The sequence below is a fragment of the Sedimentibacter sp. MB31-C6 genome, from assembly GCF_035934735.1.
Taxonomy (GTDB): Bacteria; Bacillota; Clostridia; order Tissierellales; family Sedimentibacteraceae; genus Sedimentibacter.
The window spans coordinates 2,862,963-2,880,353 of the sequence record NZ_CP142396.1 but is presented as its reverse complement, the minus strand read 5'-3'; the positions used below and the strand labels follow the sequence as shown (position 1 = coordinate 2,880,353).

Genomic DNA, 17,391 nt, shown 5'->3' with positions numbered 1-17,391 from the left:
ATTTTATAATCTCTCTACTGTTATTGCTGAATCAGGACACATAATTGCACAATTACCACATGCTATGCATTCTTCTTGATTGGTTACATATGCTGGACTGTAGCCCTTTTTATTAATTTTGTCTTTACTTAAGCTAATAATTTTTTTAGGACATACAGAAACGCATAGTTCACATCCCTTGCATGCATCATCATTAAACGTTACTTTACCTTTTGCCATATTTATACCTCCATTTTTTAACTCATCCATTCTTCCCTCATATAAAGATTTATGGGGAACAATTTATCTTTAATTTCTGGGTTAACAATATCTTGTACCACATTTTGTATTGCAACTTCATATCTAATTGGTATATCTGTCTCCCATGACACTTCTTTTGTAAGTTCATGTCCAAATTCTACATCATGTACTTTAGTTTCTTTTAATAGATGTGTATTATTTATGAGTCCTGTTACTTTTAATCCTGATGTTTTTTCTATATCTCTTAAATACTTTATAACTTTTTCTTTAGAATTAGTTTCAGGCCTATACGCATTTATTACATAAAACAAGTCGAACTCAGTATTAAGAATTAAAGTAGAAAATCTAGCAAGTACTCTTGCTCCTACTGGATCACCACCTACGTCTAATACAGCCTTAACATTTTGGTTTTGAATAATACCCATAATTTCAGCAGGAAGAGCAGGTAAATCGAGAGTGGTATTTCTAATACTACTATCCGAAACATCGATTCCTAATTCCTCTAAAAATTTCCTTTTTTCTCTAGTTCGAAAATATGGATTCACAATATCTAAGTCTGCAATACTTACTTTTTCACATTTCTCTTTCATTTTTATAGCATAATTAACTGAAAACTCTGTTTTTCCACTACCATAATGTCCCGTGACAATTACTAACCTTTTATCAATCACTGATTAACCCCCTTTCATAAAAGTTACTACAGTTTCTTATGCATATTCTTTAGCTTGTTCTATATTGTTAAGTACTCTAAGACCACCTTGAGCTAATGCTAACAACTCATCTTCCCCAGGATAGGTTATTACATCTGCAATAAATTTAACTTTTTCTTCTATCATCTCAACAAATGTTTTGTCATAGGCAATTCCACCTGTTACTAAAATAGCATCAACATTTCCATCCAAAACAACTGAATATTCTCCTATTGCTTTTGCTACCTGATAAGCCATTGCTTTATAAATTAGTTCCGCCTTATCATCACCACTTTTCGCCCTTTCACTTACTTCTTTTGCATTATTAGTACCTAAATAAGCACTTAATCCACCTTTTCCAGCGATGATTTTTTTAATTTCTTCTTCCGTATATTTTCCGCTAAAGCAAACTTTTACAACTTGTTCCATAGGAAGAGATCCTGATCTTTCTGGAGAAAAAGGACCCTCGCCATTCAATGCATTATTTACATCAATAACTCTTCCTTTTTTATGTGCTCCAACTGATATTCCTCCTCCTAAATGCGCTACAACAAAATTCATATCTTCATATTTTTTGTTAAATTTTTCTTTTGCAGCTCTTCTAGCTACAGCCTTTTGATTTAATGCATGCCATATACTAATTCTCTCAAATTCAGGATAACCACTTATTCTTGCTACTTCTTCCATCTCATCTACAACTACTGGATCAACTATATAAGCTGGTATTCCTGTTTCATCTGATATTGAACGTGCTATCAAACCTCCAAGATTTGATGCATGTTCACCTTTTATGTTTGATTTCAAATCTTTTATTAGTTTGTCATTGACTAAGTATGTTCCACCTTCAATAGGAAGCAAGAGCCCCCCTCTACCTACAACTGCACTTAATGAATTAATATCAAAATTACTTTCCTGCAAATTTTCTAAAATCAATTTTTTTCTAAATTCGAATTGTTCTGATACATTAGAAAATTCAATAAGTTCCTCATTTGAATGTCTCAAAGTTTTTTCATAAATCGATTTTTCATCATCAAATACAGCTATTTTAGTTGAAGTTGAACCTGGGTTTATTACTAATTGATACATAATTTTTCTCCTTTTTAATTTGATGCTCGTAAAACTGCTAAAGCAATTGAATTTAATTTTGCAACATCTGTATCAGCTCTTGAAGTAAGTACTATTGGTGCTTTCGCTCCTAAAATTACTCCAGCGTTGTCTGAGTCAGAAAAATAAGTTAATGATTTATACAAAACATTTCCTGCTTCTATATTAGGCATTAATAATATATCTGCATCGCCAGCAACATCTCCCTTAACACCTTTATGCTCTGCTGCAGCTTTAGAAATTGCATTATCAAGTGCATAAGGTCCCTCAAGAAAACACTGTTTAATAATCCCAGCTTTATGCATTTCAACCAATTCCTGAGCATCCAATGTCGCCTGCATATTTAAACTAACTTTTTCTTTTGCACATATAACAGCAGCCTTTGGAGTTGTAATATCAAGAGATTGAGCTAACCCAATTGCATTTTCTAAAATTTGTTTTTTTTCATTTACACTAGGAGCAATACTCATAGCAGCATCAGTTATTATTAATACTTTGTGATATTTTTCTATTGAGAAAACAGCAGCATGACTTAGTATATTTCCTGTTCTTAAACCGATTTTTTTATCAAGTACTGCTTTTAAAATAATCGAGGTATCCACTAACCCTTTCATTACTATATCAGATATACCATCATTAACCATTGATACCGCTTTCCTGCATGCATTCACAACATCCTTTTCATCAATTACGTCAATATTGTTTAAATTAAAATTTATTTTTTTAGATATTTCTCTGATTCTTTCTTCGTCACCAATAAGATAAGGAATACAAATATTTTCATTTACAGCTTTTTTAATTGCATTAAGTACACCTTCATCATGAGCTACAGCTACAGATACTTTTTTTGGACCTTTTACTCTAGCAAGTTCTAAAATATCATTAAAATTTTTCACATTCTCACCTCACAATAGATTTAAGCAATTTTTATGCCAATAAATTCTAAAAAATAATAATAAAAAAACAAGTATTGCTATATCAATATTTCAGACTATTGATAAACAATTTCTTGTCATCCTAACGTTGTATGTTTGAATTGTATATGAACTACGGGCGCATACAATGCGTCCCGTATAGAAGTAACAAATGCATGCTTGCAATAATTTGCATGCAAATTATTGCAAAATATATATTTGTGCAAAAGTTTGCATATCTAATCTACTATGCCATACTTCTCCATTTTATAATAAAGGGTTCTAACAGATATTCCTAGTTTTTTCGCAGTATGAGTTTTATTTTTCTCAAGTTTTAAATATACACTTCTAATATATTCCGATTCTGTTTCTTCCATTATACTACTCAATTTTTGTATATAATCTATATTATTTATGACTAAACCTTGCTTAATTTTCTTATTAGATGGATATAGATGTGGTAAATGTTCTGCCATAATTATCTGTTCATTAAAGTTCATATTAATTATAGACCTTCCTATTACATTTTCCAGTTCTCTTACGTTCCCTGGCCAATTATAATGTAATAATATATTAGTTGCTTCATCATCAATATTTACAATATTTCTTCCATATTCATCATTTATTTTAACTATAAATCTTTTTATTAATAAAGAAATATCTTTTTTGCGTTCTCTTAATGGTGGTATATATATAGGAAGTATATTTAATCTATAAAACAAATCCTCTCTAAATTTACCATCTTTAACCGCTTGTCTTAAATCTGAGTTTGTAGCTGCAATTATTCTTACATCTATTGATATTGGCTTAGTGCCACCAACTTTCATTATTTCTTTTTCTTGCAATACTCTTAACAATTTTACTTGAGTGTTCATACTTATTTCAGATATTTCATCTAAAAATATTGTACCTTTATCAGCTTCTTCAAACAAACCCTTTTTACCACCTTTTTTGGCTCCGGTAAAAGCACCTTCTTCATAGCCAAACAACTCACTTTCTAATAGAGTTTCAGTAATAGCTGCGCAATTCACCCTTATAAAACTATTATTTTTTCTGTCACTTTGTGCATGAATTGAATTAGCAAAAAGTTCCTTTCCAGTACCACTTTCACCTCTCAATAAAACTGTTGCACGTACTTGTGCAGCTTTCATTACTAATCTTTTAACTTCTTGAATATTTTCTGATTCACCAATTATATCTTCAGGTTTATATTTGTAAGTTAACTCTCTTATTTTTTTTTCTGCTTCTTCTAATTTGTCAGTCAAATTTTTTATTCCTGATATATCATGTAGTATAGCAACGCTTCCTTTAATGACATTATCAACTATAATGGGAGCAGCTTGTGCCACAACAGTCTTTCCACTAGGCTTTATTTTTAATTTCGTATTTTCAACTGGTTTTTTTGTAGATAGTACTTTTAAATGCAGACTAGAACCTTGTTCAATATCATATAGGGCATCCTTCCCAATAATATCATTGTACTTAATACCTGTTATTTTTGTATAAGCCGGATTTACCATGATATGTTCTCCTTTTTCATTGACAACACTTATTGCATCCTGTGTTGCTAGAAAAATAGCTTCTAACATACCTTGATAATCAAGATGATTCACTTGAATATCTAATTTCTTTTTCATAATAAAACCTCTCATATTTTATGAAAAGAATTCTTACCTTCTAAAGATAAGAATTCTTTTTCATTACAACTCACTTTGATTTAATCTTCATTATTGTCTTCAGAATCTGAATTCACCTCAATAATTTCAACATCGATAGTATTTAAATTTAATGTTATATCTAAAGCTTCATTGTCTGTTATACTTTCTATTATATAAGTATTGGATCCTAAGGAAGCATCTGATAAGTCTATGTTCAAACTAATATCATCCTTTTTCAATGAATTAACATTGCTCTTTGTACCAACAACTGTAACTTTAATTTCATTATCTGTTTCAGGTAAATTAATATCGTAACCCTCATTTAAATTAGAAAATTGAATTTCATCTAAATTATATTCAAATTCTTTCTCAATAACTTCTTCAATCATTGCATTTACAACTGGAGTTTTAGGTAAATCTAAAAATATTAAGTTTTCACCATTTAAAATTTCCTTAGAAGATAATATGTTATTGTATGCTCCTGATATATCAAGTTCAGCAAGTTCCAATTCATTAATAGTATCAATAATATCTTGTCTACCAGCTATTCTAACTCTACTTGGATTTACAGAAACATCAACAAGCTCATATCCTTCTAATGGTTCGCCTATAATACTAGTCTTAAGATTAACATATTTTGTAGGATAAATAGGTACTGTAACTTCAACATTTCCTGTTGGAACAGACATAAATATCTCTGTATCCTTTCCGTCATAAATTCTAACAGGTACAGTTTTTACAACATCCTCTTTTGCACCCTCAACATTAACAGTTGCAATAGCAAGATTAGCAGAATCTACAACACTTCTAGGTCCAGTTACTTTTACAGAAGTAGGGTTCGGTGTACCGTTTACTCTATAATAATTATTTGCATGTTCACCTTCATACTGAACAGTAACATCCATAACTTTAGATACAATACTTTCAACCTTACAAGCTATTTGAGTAGGATAAATACTGTTTATATCTAAACCACTGGGACCTGACACTTCCACTTTAGCATTAGTAGTTCCTTCAACAAAACCTAAAACATCTATTGTAGCAGTGAAATCACTATTTTTTAGTTTTATAAGTTCATCACTATTACCCTTAACTTTAATATTTACTGTTAAATTATCTTTGTCACTATTCATTAAAACCATATTAGAGTTTTCTAATGCAGTTAAATTTTTAATTTTTACCGGAACATTTGTAATGTTTCTTTCTTGTGGAGGATTTGTTTGAATCATTACCATTACCCATAATGCAATGGAGCAAATTAAGCATATTATTTGAATGAATAATTTATCGTTTTTTATCTTCATTTTTATTTCTCCACTTTTCAAAAATATTAATTTTGTCAGTTTCTGTATAAATTCCAGATAATAAGTTTTCAAGTTCTGATATTTGAATATTTCTATACAACCTTCCATCCACTGCATAGGATATGTATCCTGTCTCTTCTGAAACAACTATTGCTATAGAATCAGATCTTTCAGTCATGCCTATGGCTGCCCTATGCCTCGTTCCAATATCTTTACTTAATAAATTGTTATCTGTTAATGGTAAAAAACATCCAGCTGCTAATATTGAAAAATCTTTTATTATTACTGCTCCATCATGCAACGGAGTATTTGGTATAAAAATATTTATTAAAAGTCCACTTGAAATATTAGCATTAAGTTTTGTTCCACTATCAATGATATCATTTAGTCCAACATTTTGCTCAAATATAATTAATGCTCCTATTTTTTGTCTAGCCAAAGACGATGTTGCAGTTACAATTTCTTTAATTACTGTTTCTGATGATTGAGTACTTTTGTCCAAGTTTGATAATGAAAAGGAACTTCTCCCCAGATATTCAAGAGCTCTACGTATTTCAGGTTGAAATACTATAACTAATGCAATTATACCTACTTCAAAAGTATTTTCTAAAATGTAACTTATCATAAATAGTTCAAAAATATCTGATATAGGTATTAAAAGTATTAAAAGTACTATTCCCTTCAATAAGGATTTAGCTCTCATATCCCTTATCAACATATAACTCTTGTAGAAAACATAATATACTATAGTTATATCAATTACACTATTTAAACCAATATTACTAAAGACTAATTTAATTTGCTCCATCAGACCACTTCCCAATTTTTTATTCTACATTAACTTGTGCCATTGTATCATTATATGATCTATTCATACGTGATTTTGAATTATCATTTAATTCATCACTTTCAATATAATCCATAATCGGATATACTACATGCTCTACACCACCATCTGATGTTGTTCCTTTATATACCCATAAAGGAATATATTTTATATTGTTAATAGAAATTTCCCCTGTCTTTCCATTTTTCTTTATTTCTATATTGATTATAATTCCATCTTCAGTATATTTAGTTTCTTCTTCAGACATCCCGTAGGGGCCTAAAGTTTCAATCCTTTGATTTGATATAAAATTCCCCATTGAATAAGCTACAAACTTAGATTTACCATTATAATCTAACTGTTTAGCTTGTTGTATTACATGTGGATGACTACCTAATATAATGTCTACTCCTTCATTAAACAACATATCAGCTAAAACTTCCTGTCTTTCTGCTTGTTTTCTTGCATATTCATTTCCCCAGTGAAGAGATGCAATTATAACTTCAGCATTTTGTTCTTTTGCATAGGCAATGTCTTCTTTAAGCTTGGCTTCATCTATTATATTTACCATTGAGTCTAAATCTTCTGGTGAAAGTACACTTTCAAGCCCATTTACCATTTCAGTATATGCTATAAAGGCAAGCTTAATGCCTTCTACTTCTTTTATTAACACTCTAGTTTCTGGTTTTTCCTTATAAGTACCTATACTATCCATACCTCTAGCTTGAATTTCTTCAATAGTTCTAATTATTCCAGCTTTTCTTGTATCTAAACAATGATTATTAACTGTTGATAATATATCAAAGCCAGCGTCTTTAATAGCATCTAATGCTTCATCTGGCGCATTAAACAAAGGATAACCTTGATAAGAATAGACCTCATTTCCTGCTGTTGTACCTTCGAAATTAGCTATAGCTATATCTGCTTCTTGAAGTATATCTTTAACAGCTTTAAAACTATTAGTAAAATCATACGTTCCACTTAAAGGATTATAAGCACCATCTAACTGTGATGGATGAAACATTATATCGCCTGTAGCTGCAATGTTTATCGAGATATCTGGCTCTTCTTCCGGTTCTGGTTCTTCCTCTAGTTCCTGATTTGTGTTTTGTTCATTTTTTTCATTGTTATCAGAAGTATCACCTTCTGCTATTAGATTATCATTTCCTAATCCATTAATAATTAATGAAACACCGACTATTCCAATTACTAATATTAAAATTAAAAATATTATGCGTCTATTCCTTTTTCTGCGTCTGAATTTTCTACTCATTTTATACCTCTTAATTTATTGTACTATCTATAATAATATTAACTTACTATGAATGATTTTGCAATAAATTAATTATTAAAAAATACTTAACTTTAGCATTCATACTTCTTATATTAATTTTTTGGTTTAATTAAAGCTTTTGAATTATATCCAATTAAATCATATCTTTTTTCTTTTTTTAAAGCTTTCAAAACTAATTCATAGTTTTCTCTTTTGTTGTATTGAAGTAATGCTCTTTGCATTTTTCTTTCTTCTATATCTTTTGGAATATAAACACTGTCACTTGTCAAAGGATTAATTCCAGTATAATACATACAAGTTGAAAGTGTCCCCGGTGTAGGGTAAAAATCCTGAACTTGTTCTGGCATATGCCCTATGTCTCTAATATATTCAGCTAATTCTATTGCATCCTTAATTTTAGAGCCAGGATGCGAAGAGATGAAATAAGGAACAATATATTGTTTCATATTTAATTTCTTATTTTCTTCATTAAATTTATTAACAAATTGATTATAAGTTTTTATCGGTGGTTTGCCCATAAGCTCTAATACAGATTTCGATACATGTTCTGGTGCTGTTCTAAGTTGTCCGCTTATATGATTTTGGCATAATTCCCTAATAAAATTATCATTTTTATCATATATTGCATAATCATATCGAATACCTGATCTTATAAACACCTTTTTAATTCCATTTATTTTCCTAATTTTCCTAAGTAAATCTAAATAATCTGAGTGACTTACTTGTAGATTTTTACATCTTTCAGGACTCAAACAATTTTTATCCTTACATGCTCCATATTTTTCCTGCTTTTTACATGCTTTAATTCTAAAATTAGCTGTAGGTCCTCCAACATCATGTATATATCCTTTGAACTCTTTGTCATTTGACATTTTTTCAGCTTCCTTAAGAATAGATTCATGACTTCTCGATTGAACTATCCTACCTTGATGAAAATTAAGTGCACAAAAACTACAACCACCAAAGCATCCTCTTACACTTGTAATACTGAATTTAATTTCACTTAAAGCTGGAATTCCTCCTGAGTTTTTATAAATAGGATGATAATCATTCATATAATCCAAATCATAAATATCATCTAACTCTTGTTGTGTTAATATTTCCATTGGAGGGTTTTGGACAACATAAACAGTATTATACTGTTCTACAAGTGTTTTGCCCGATTTTGAATCTGTATTTTCAAATTGTATTTTAAAACTGTCAGCATAAGTTTTCTTTGATATAGAAACTTCTTCATACTTAGGTAAAATTACAGGTTCAAATGCCCTTTCTTTGTCCTTTGTTTTATAAACAGTCCCATTTATAAATGTAATTTCTTCAATAGGCAATCCTGAATTTAAAGCTTCAGCAATTTGAATTATGGCCTTTTCACCCATACCATAAACTAATAAATTAGCCCCCGAATCCATAAGAATAGATCTTTTAACACTATTACTCCAATAGTCATAATGACTTAACCTTCTTAAACTAGCTTCAATACCTCCTATTATTATAGGTGCATGTTTATAAGCTTCTCTAATTTTATTTGAGTAGACAGTTACTGCTCGATCTGGTCTTAAATTAGGTTTTCCTCCAGGAGAATATACATCTGTTCTTCTTTTCTTTTTAAATGTTGTATAATGATTAACCATGGAATCTATATTTCCTGAATTTATAAGAAATCCAAGTCTAGGTTCCCCTAATGCTCTAAAGGACTTTACATCTTTCCAGTCTGGTTGGGCTATTATGCCAACCTTGTAACCATAACGCTCCAATAGTCTAGATATTATAGCTGCCCCAAAAGATGAATGATCAACATAAGCATCTCCAGTAACAAAAACGAAATCACATTGGTCCCATCCTCTTTTTTTCATATCTTCAATATTAATTGGCAAAAAATCCATCATATCTCCTTTAATTAGTAATTTAGATAATAGAATAATTATATCAAATTCTTAATTCTAACATATCTACATTACTATAATTATTATCGTCAAATTTCTTTAATAGTTTAATCTTCGATAAGTCATAATTTTATTTAATATTCTATTCTTTTATATTATCTCATTTCTATATACATAAAAACAATAAAATTGTAAGATGCATTATAATGCTACCTTACAATTTTATTGTTTTTATTCAAATTACAATTTTTCTTATTTATTAAATTAATAAATAATATCTTTATTATCATATATTATTTCTATACTATAACTTCAACTACCTGACCGTTTGTAAGTCCTGCAGCATTTCCTTCCTCAACATCAACATGCAAATCTAAAGCATAAGCTTCATTAACTCTTACTAATACATTATCGAAAGTTAATCCCCTTGGACCGCTCACTTTTACCTTAACTATATCTTTATCTTTCAATCCAAATTTCTCTGCATCTGAAGTATGCATATGTAAATGTCTTGAAGCAATAATTACACCCTTTTCTAATTCTACTTCTCCTTTTGGCCCTACTAACTTCACTCCTGGAGTTCCTTCTAATTTACCTGAATCTCTTAATGGTACATCTTTTAATCCTAATGTAAATCCATCAGAATATGATATTTCAACTTGTGATTCTTTTCTTGCAGGTCCAAGTATTCTTACACCTTTAATAGTTCTCTTAGGTCCTACAACATCAACTTTTTCATCACAAGCAAATTGTCCAGGTTGACTTAATTCCTTAATTGATGTTAATTCGTGTCCATTGCCAAATAAAATATTTATATGTTCTTTACTTAAGTGAACATGTTTGTTTGATAATCCTACAGTTACTTGAAAGTTCATTATATCCTCCATATTTTTAAATTATAATGGAATTATAATATAAATTACTCATAATATCAATATAAAAATGGATTTTTTTTAATTGTCACCTGAACTTATAGAGGTTGATGGCAATTTTCTACCTAATTTGTATTTATCAATTAGATACAAAGCAAAACTAATAATAGCTAATAATAAAAAATAAAATGAAATAAACAATGAAACTGAATTATATGGTAAAAGTCTCGAATTTATGTAAAAAAAAGTTGCAGCAAAAATGTATATAATTATTTTTTTACTATTAAATGTATTATTTTTTATTATTTTTTTACTTTTCTCAGTATACTTTAATTCAGAAATTTTTTTATAAAAAAATTTCTTTTCAGGTAGTATTTTATATTTTTCTAATTTTTCAATAATTAAATCTAAATCTACTATAACAATATTCAAATTATCTTTTAAATCATTAATTATTTCTATTGATTCTTCCGAAAGTTCATTTGCAGTTACTATATAGCCATTTTTTATTTTATTTTTGCTCATAGTCCCTGCAAAACTTCTTATATCAAGTTTTTCCACTTGTGCTCCTTCATACATATTAAACATTTTTATACAATAAGTTATATTATCAAGTTCAACTGAATATACATACTTACCAATTCTCTTTATATTTGAATACCCTTCTTTCTCGAAAAAGAATTTAATAAGATTTTCATAACTTTCTATATCTATTTCTTTTAATTTCTTAGTAACATATTCTTTCTTTATTTTTTTTATTGCTAAAACTTCTCCTTCTTTTAATTTGCGATTAATATTCAACTTGTTAATTAAAGTAAAAATAATAAATACTTGTGTAACAATTAAAAGTGATAAAATTAAATCTGATGAAATAAAAACTATCACAAAAAATACAAATATACAAAGTAATAATTTATACATTATTAAATCAGCTCTATAACTTAAATACTTTCTAGTTCCTAATGTTTCTTCAATAAAAATTTTTCTTGTATTTTTATCTTTAGTCATACTATCACCCCAATAATATTGTTTCCATATATTGTTATTTTATGCAATTGAATATAAAAATCACCTTATAACATTGATAATTGCTACTAAGGCGATTTTTATATTTCAATTTAAATGCTATTTACTGCTTCCTCCAATTTATCTAAATGTTTTAATGGGAAATAGGCAAGCAATTCTTTAAACTGTTCTACTGTAAGTCCCTGAGTTGATGTATAAATTCTTATTTTTTCATCTAAACTAGCATTCATAAATTCCTTTTTTATATCTTCAAATTTTTTTTCCATCTTGTTTCCCTTCTATTTTGATTTATCACTTACTGAACTGACTATTAATGTTCCTTTATTTATTATTACACATTTGCCAAAATCTATTATTTGAAAATTTTTACTTTCCCTACTTCTTGGATTAATAAATTTTTCCTTTATTTTTATATTTAAAACAAAAAAAGATTGAAATTTAACAGTAATTACTGAAATTTCAATCTTTAAAAACAAATTTTTCATTTAATTTTTAGTAACATCTGCGTACTTAGGAATTTTAACTGCTTTAATTAAATAATTCCATATTACTTTAGAAATTCCGAAATCTATCATACTGTGAATAATTGTTCCAACGCCTACCAACAGAATTACGGAAATTATAAATCCCTTAGTGTAATATCCAGCAGACATACTGTTGTTAAAGTAAAATGGTAGCACTATTAGAACTTCACAAATCCCATGAAGAACACTAATACAAAATGAATATAATATAGATAATTTAGTTTTTTCTAAAACTTTTGGATACTTCTTTAAAATAAGTGCTCCTAACGAAGCAAAAACTACATGAGTTGAAGCTCTCATTACCACTACAATAGGAAAGCCTCCCAGTAAAAATCCTATAGTTGAACCAACAGAAACAAAAATTGCCGTTGATGGTGAAATAAACATTGCAATAAATATAGGTACGTGACTAGCAAGTGTAAAAGAAGCAGGCTCTAGAGTAATTTTAATAGGTGATATTATTGGTATACCTATTCCAATTGCACAAAGTAAAGCTGAAACTATCATAAAGTAAAGTTTATTATTTCTAAACATTAGAATTACCTTCTTCCAAAGAAATATTTGTGTCTTGTTATGTGTCTTGACACCTGTCTACTACATTATAATTAGGTAACTCTTTTTTGTCAAACATTATTTTTAATTTAATAATATCTTTTCCTTTTTAAGTTCATGTACTATTCTTTCCATGACTTCTTTATTATTACATTTAATCCTGTGTAAGTGAATACCGCCTGTTAATTTATTTAGTGGCTGTGCTTTATAATTATCAGTTTTTTTCAAAAATAAATCCACATCATATCTAGATGAAATTCTTAATTCACCAATTATTTCTCCATATATAGGATGTTCAACTGTAACATCAAGTATAGTACCACCATTGTCTACTATCGTATATAGCTCCTTTGCTGTATCTTCCTTACTATGATTACAAGCAATGGTAAATATCAAATCCGTATTTTCTATAGTAGAATTCATAATATAACCTCTAGGAGTTGCAGAAATTTTCAAACCTGCTGCTCTCAACAATGCAATATCCCCAACTATTATTTGACGACTAACAGAAAATTTTTTAGCTAGAGTTGTAGCTGATATTGATTCTGTTGATTTTTTTAGTAATTTTTCAATTTCTTTTCGTCGTTCTTGAGCTGTCATATTATTCCTCCTTAATAAATATATTATTTGCCTATTGCTAGTTCCCTAGCGTAATAAAAAAGATATTGTTGTGCATATCCTGACAGTTTACCAAATTTATTTTCTGCAAACTGTCTTATTTCTTTATCACTTGTATTCTTATCTACATATAATGTTTGCATTACCCTTCGAACCCAAACATCTACAGGAAATGTATAAAATTGTTTCATTGAAAACAATAATATGCAATTTGCAACCTTGTCTCCAATCCCTTTATATGTCTTTAAATATTCTAGACCTTCATCGTAGCTTCTATTTTTCAAATCATATATAATATCCTTTTCATTAAGAAACCTTATTGCTGCTTCTTTTATACGCTCTGAACGAAATCCTGCCTTACAATCCTTTATTTTTTCCAATGACGATTCTGATAATCTTTTAGGTGTAGGAAATTGGTAATACTCTTTATTCTTATATGTGCAAATATATTCTCCAAAGTTTTTACTCAAATTTTCTATAACCTTTTTAATCATAGGAATTCTATTGTTTGCAGAAATCATAAAAGAGATCATCGTTTCCCATTCATCTTGATTTAAAATTCTGATACCTTCTCCATATTTTATTGCTTTTCCCATAATATCATCTTTATTGATACTTTTTTTTATATCAGAATAGTCAGTATCTATATCAAAGTAACTTTTAATAATATTTTCATAATCATCAATATTTATATTTTTAAAAATAATGTTAGAACCATTTTGAGAAACATTTATTACTTTGTTTTTTACAACGCCAGTATAACTACCATTATCTTCTTTATTCCATCTAAAACATTGTCCACAATCAAATATATGAGTTACATTAAAATCTTTAACATTTTCTAAAATTAGCCCATTATTAATTTCTGTAATATTCATAAGCATGTCCCTTCTAATTATAAATTGTATCATCTTTCTATAAAGCTACCTTGCCCATATATTTGCGCTTTTTCCAAATTCAGTTCACTTTCTTCTATATTATCTTCATCTTCATTAATTTTACTTAAAAAATAATATGCAATAGCAATTCTATAATCATTTCGACCTGTTTCTTTCAAATTCATAAAAAAGTCTTTTCTTATTAAACCTTTACCATTATAAAAATCTGAAATCGCATAAATTAAATCTATTGCTGCCTTATTATACTCTTTTTTCGCATATATTTTTAAAATTTCATCTGCTTCGGAAAAAACATTATTACCTTCTTCTATATCTCCATTAAAATATAAACTTAAAATTAAATTATGATAATATATATGTTGCCAATTTGGAGGTATTTTTTTTACTTCGTTTTTTAAAATATTTATTGCTTCTTCAAATCTTCCAGCATAAAATAATCCTGTAGTTTTTTGAATGAAATTAATATTTCTTTCATTATCTGATTGTACTTTTAACAAAATTTTATTTATTTCATTAATATATTTTTCTGGGCTTTTTTCTATATATAACAGTTTATTAAATAATTCTACTTGTTTTACTAAGGTTCTTCTCTTAAATACAGCATATAATAGAAATGCTACTATAACAATAATCAAAAAATACATATTTTCTCCTTAAATTATATATCTCTAATATAATAAAAACACTATACTTTTATTAAAGTTTTAATTTTGCTAAAGCATCTGCCAATGCAGTATTAATACTTTCGTTTTTATCGTTATTTTGTTTAGCTAAAAATTTAGATGCTTCTTTTTTGGAAATTGCAGTTTTTTCATTTTCTTTTCTTTTATTAAAAGCTGATAGTTTTTCTCTATATCCACATTTACAAACAAATATTTTACCTTCGCCCTCTCCTCTAAGTTCAAGTTTCTTATGACAATTAGGGCATCTTGCATTTGATATTTGTGAAATTCTTCTTTTATAATTACACTCTCTGTTTTGACAAACTAACATAATCCCTTTTTTTCCATTAACCTCTAATAAATAGCTTCCACAATCAGGGCATTTAGACTTAGTTTCATTATCATGAATAAAATTTTTTTCACTACTTATAATTTCTCTAATAATTTTTTTAGTATAATCTTTCATTTCATTAATAAAGCTATTTTTATTAAGATTGCCCTTTGAAATTTTATTTAATTTTTGCTCCCATTCAGCTGTTAATTCAGGTGACTTTAAATCAACTGGAGCTAAATCTAAAAGCTGTTTTCCCTTTGATGTAGTATAAATAAATTTATCCCTTTTTTCTAAAACATAGCTATTAAATAATTTTTCTATAATATCTGCCCTAGTTGCTACTGTTCCTAACCCACCAGTTTCTCCAATAGTCTTTTTCAAATTGCTATCTGAGTTTTTCATAAACTTAATTGGATTTTCCATCGCAGATAAAAGACTTGCTTCAGTAAATCTTGTAGGTGGCTTAGTTTCACCACTAGTTAAGTTAACAGAAGCTACTTTTAACTTACTACCATTTTCTAATGTATTTAAAATATCTAAAGGAAAATCATCTAAAACATCTTCATCTTCATAGTAACCATATATTTCTTTCCACCCTTTAGATAAAGTTACTTTTCCTTTTGTTTCAAAAATTTCATCACCTATTTTACCTACTATTGATATTTTTTCAAATTCATAAGGTTTTGACAATACTGCTAAAAATCTTTTTACTACTAAATCATAAATCTTCCTTTCTTTATCTGATAAATCCCCTAGAAATACAGTTTGTTCTGTAGGAATAATTGCATGATGATCTGAAACTTTATTATTATTAACAAAGTGTTTACTTCCTTTAATTGATTGAGAACTTATTTTATAACCATATTTAGTATAGGGACCAACACTACAAGCTTTCACCCTATCTTTTAGAGTTTCAACAATATCATCACTTATATACCTTGAATCAGTTCGAGGATACGTTAATACTTTATGACGTTCATATAAAGTTTGCATTGTTGATAAAGTTTCTTTTGCTGAATATCCAAACTTATTACTTGCATCCCTTTGTAATTCAGTTAAATCATATAAAAGGGGAGCAAAGGTTTTATCTTTTTTTCTAATTATGTTTGTAATAATTAAATTATTATTTTTTATTGTATTCCTTATCTTATTACATTTTTCTTTGTTAAAAGTTCTTGTATTATTATTTTTATCCTTCCAGATGAATTTAAAATCCTTTGTTAATGCTTCAATACCAAAATATTTAGATGGTTTAAAATCTCGAATTTCATCTTCTAATGATTTAATCATTGCAATGGTAGGTGTTTGAACTCTTCCACATGACAGTTGGGCATTGTATTTAGAAGTTAAAGCTCTTGTAGCATTTATTCCAACTATCCAGTCAGCTTCTGCTCTAGCTAAAGCTGCTTGATATAAATTTTCATAAAGTCTTCCGTCCTTTAATTTATTAAATCCATCCTTAATAGCCTTATCTGTTACAGAAGATATCCAAAGTCTTTTTATAGGCTTCTTTACATTTGACTTTTCTATTATCCATCTAGCTACAAGTTCTCCTTCTCTTCCTGCATCAGTTGCTATTACAATTTCATTAACATCATTTCTATTCAATAAACCTTTAACTGTTTTAAATTGTTTTCCAGTTTTCTTAATTATTTCCGTCTTCATTTGGTTTGGAATAATTGGCAAATCATCTAAATTCCATTTTGTATAATTAGAATTATATTTTTCAGGTTCTGCTAATTCAACTAAATGACCGAGTGCCCAAGTAACAATGTATTTATTTCCCTCTACATAACCATTTTGCTTTTTATTGCATCCTAATACTCTTCCTATATCTTTACCTACTGATGGTTTTTCTGCTAAAACTAATATCATTTTTTCATTCCTTTAAAAATTTATTTAGTTATATTGTATCATAAAAAAAATAAATAATAAACAAATGTTATCTAATTAATATCTAAAAAAATGAACATTAAAAAAGTGAAACTCTAT

General features: G+C 28.2%; 18 protein-coding genes. All 18 read right to left on the bottom strand.

Going from position 1 to position 17,391, the window contains the following annotated elements; genetic code table 11:
* Window positions 1-3 precede the first annotated feature (3 nt).
* On the bottom strand, window positions 4-219 hold the full coding sequence (locus U8307_RS13835) for a 4Fe-4S dicluster domain-containing protein (RefSeq protein WP_326908771.1): 216 nt from the start codon (window positions 217-219) through the stop codon (window positions 4-6).
* Window positions 220-236: 17 nt separating this feature from the next.
* Complete coding sequence (locus tag U8307_RS13830) at window positions 237-911, bottom strand: ATP-binding protein (protein ID WP_326908769.1); 675 nt, start codon at window positions 909-911, stop codon at window positions 237-239.
* Between the two features lie 36 nt (window positions 912-947).
* Window positions 948-2,015 carry a butyrate kinase gene (gene buk / locus U8307_RS13825; RefSeq protein ID WP_442985526.1) on the bottom strand — a complete coding sequence of 356 codons (1,068 nt, stop codon included), beginning with the start codon at window positions 2,013-2,015 and terminating at the stop codon, window positions 948-950.
* Window positions 2,016-2,029: 14 nt separating this feature from the next.
* Entirely contained in the window at window positions 2,030-2,929 is a 900-nt protein-coding gene (locus tag U8307_RS13820) for a phosphate butyryltransferase (protein ID WP_326908767.1), read from the bottom strand.
* A 257-nt stretch (window positions 2,930-3,186) separates the two neighbouring features.
* Window positions 3,187-4,584 (bottom strand): sigma-54 interaction domain-containing protein, encoded by a 1,398-nt coding sequence (locus U8307_RS13815; RefSeq protein WP_326908764.1) that lies wholly within the window; start codon window positions 4,582-4,584, stop codon window positions 3,187-3,189.
* An 80-nt stretch (window positions 4,585-4,664) separates the two neighbouring features.
* Window positions 4,665-5,909 carry a CdaR family protein gene (locus tag U8307_RS13810; RefSeq protein ID WP_326908762.1) on the bottom strand — a complete coding sequence of 415 codons (1,245 nt, stop codon included), beginning with the start codon at window positions 5,907-5,909 and terminating at the stop codon, window positions 4,665-4,667.
* Entirely contained in the window at window positions 5,890-6,717 is an 828-nt protein-coding gene (gene cdaA / locus U8307_RS13805; RefSeq protein ID WP_326908760.1) for a diadenylate cyclase CdaA, read from the bottom strand. The genes U8307_RS13810 and cdaA overlap by 20 nt, the downstream gene beginning before the upstream one ends.
* Before the next feature lie 19 nt (window positions 6,718-6,736).
* Window positions 6,737-8,008, bottom strand: coding sequence for a CapA family protein (locus U8307_RS13800; RefSeq protein WP_326908758.1), 1,272 nt, complete (start codon window positions 8,006-8,008; stop codon window positions 6,737-6,739).
* 113 nt (window positions 8,009-8,121) lie between these two features.
* Entirely contained in the window at window positions 8,122-9,915 is a 1,794-nt protein-coding gene (locus U8307_RS13795; protein WP_326908756.1) for a YgiQ family radical SAM protein, read from the bottom strand.
* Between the two features lie 296 nt (window positions 9,916-10,211).
* Window positions 10,212-10,787: a phosphate propanoyltransferase gene (gene pduL / locus U8307_RS13790; RefSeq protein WP_326908754.1), complete on the bottom strand. Its 576-nt coding sequence runs from the start codon at window positions 10,785-10,787 to the stop codon at window positions 10,212-10,214.
* 78 nt (window positions 10,788-10,865) lie between these two features.
* Window positions 10,866-11,792, bottom strand: coding sequence for a restriction endonuclease (locus U8307_RS13785; RefSeq protein ID WP_326908752.1), 927 nt, complete (start codon window positions 11,790-11,792; stop codon window positions 10,866-10,868).
* Window positions 11,793-11,902: 110 nt separating this feature from the next.
* Window positions 11,903-12,076 carry a hypothetical protein gene (locus tag U8307_RS13780; protein ID WP_326908750.1) on the bottom strand — a complete coding sequence of 58 codons (174 nt, stop codon included), beginning with the start codon at window positions 12,074-12,076 and terminating at the stop codon, window positions 11,903-11,905.
* A 12-nt stretch (window positions 12,077-12,088) separates the two neighbouring features.
* Window positions 12,089-12,295, bottom strand: a complete 207-nt coding sequence (locus U8307_RS13775) for a hypothetical protein (protein ID WP_326908748.1) — start codon at window positions 12,293-12,295, stop codon at window positions 12,089-12,091.
* Window positions 12,296-12,868 carry a hypothetical protein gene (locus U8307_RS13770; RefSeq protein ID WP_326908746.1) on the bottom strand — a complete coding sequence of 191 codons (573 nt, stop codon included), beginning with the start codon at window positions 12,866-12,868 and terminating at the stop codon, window positions 12,296-12,298.
* A gap of 102 nt (window positions 12,869-12,970) precedes the next feature.
* Complete coding sequence (locus tag U8307_RS13765) at window positions 12,971-13,486, bottom strand: transcription repressor NadR (protein WP_326908743.1); 516 nt, start codon at window positions 13,484-13,486, stop codon at window positions 12,971-12,973.
* Window positions 13,487-13,509: 23 nt separating this feature from the next.
* On the bottom strand, window positions 13,510-14,382 hold the full coding sequence (locus U8307_RS13760) for a DNA-3-methyladenine glycosylase family protein (protein ID WP_326908741.1): 873 nt from the start codon (window positions 14,380-14,382) through the stop codon (window positions 13,510-13,512).
* A 29-nt stretch (window positions 14,383-14,411) separates the two neighbouring features.
* Entirely contained in the window at window positions 14,412-15,047 is a 636-nt protein-coding gene (locus tag U8307_RS13755) for a hypothetical protein (protein WP_326908739.1), read from the bottom strand.
* A 52-nt stretch (window positions 15,048-15,099) separates the two neighbouring features.
* Entirely contained in the window at window positions 15,100-17,274 is a 2,175-nt protein-coding gene (locus tag U8307_RS13750) for a DNA topoisomerase III (RefSeq protein ID WP_326908737.1), read from the bottom strand.
* Between the last annotated feature and the right edge of the window lie 117 nt (window positions 17,275-17,391).